This window comes from Bartonella sp. AS69XJJH, assembly GCF_042195585.1.
Lineage (GTDB): Bacteria > Pseudomonadota > Alphaproteobacteria > Rhizobiales > Rhizobiaceae > Bartonella.
In genome coordinates this window covers 1-859 of sequence record NZ_JBHIOO010000116.1, presented here as the reverse complement: position 1 = coordinate 859, position 859 = coordinate 1, and the positions used below count along the sequence as shown (strand labels likewise).

At 45.3% G+C, this 859-nt stretch carries 1 protein-coding gene; it reads left to right on the top strand.

The window, feature by feature from the left end:
• On the top strand, positions 1-859 hold an 859-nt coding region (locus ACFIK6_RS10065), incomplete at both ends, for a hemagglutinin repeat-containing protein (protein ID WP_375677612.1).

Sequence of the window (859 nt, the reverse complement as noted above, 5' to 3'; positions counted from 1 at the left end):
ACGATGTCCTGATCACCAATGCAGAGGATAGCTTACATTATGAAATGTCGTACCACAAAGAGGGTGGAGCATTCAGTAGCAGCAAATCTGAGCATAACAAGGTTGATGCAACAGAAGTTGTGGGTTCGCTCATCACTGGAGGAAAAGGCGTCGCCCTTGAATCGGAAAAAGATACAACAATCATTGGCTCGATGCTGCTTGCTGGCAAACAAGAGGCAACACTAGGAGAAAACGCACAGGGAGAAAAAACACCAGGAGAACAGAAACAAGCGGATATTACCATTCACTCTGGGGGAAAGATTGTCATAAAAGGCGCTCAAGAACACTACGACCAGCAACAACAATCGTCTTCAAGTGGCTTTTTGCATGAGGAATCTTCCGATACATCTCAATCGCATACCACAACGGTCTCCTCTATCCTGGGGGCGACGGGCAACATCGTGTTAGACGCACAAGGAGAAGCCAAGATTTCTGCTTCTCATCTGCTTTCTGGTAAAGATATCAATGTGAGCGGAGAAAGTGTGACGATTGATGGCATGACAGATCATCATAAGAGCCATTCAGAGACCCATGAAACAGGTTTTGGTGTGGGATCAGGCAAGGGCTTTGTGTCGATATACGGCAGTGAGGGAAAGACAGAGAATGAAGAGAGTTTTGAACATCAAGGCTCTTCTCTCAATGCGGATGGCACGATCAACATCACTGCCAAGAAAAAAGATGTGAAAATTGTTGGCTCTGATCTTTCAGGGGAAAATGTTAATCTTACCGCAGCTCGTGATGTCAATGTGCTTGTTGGTCATAATAGCCATTCCTCAAGCTCAAAGGAAGAACGCTCAGGTTTTGGGTTTCAGTTTGAAAA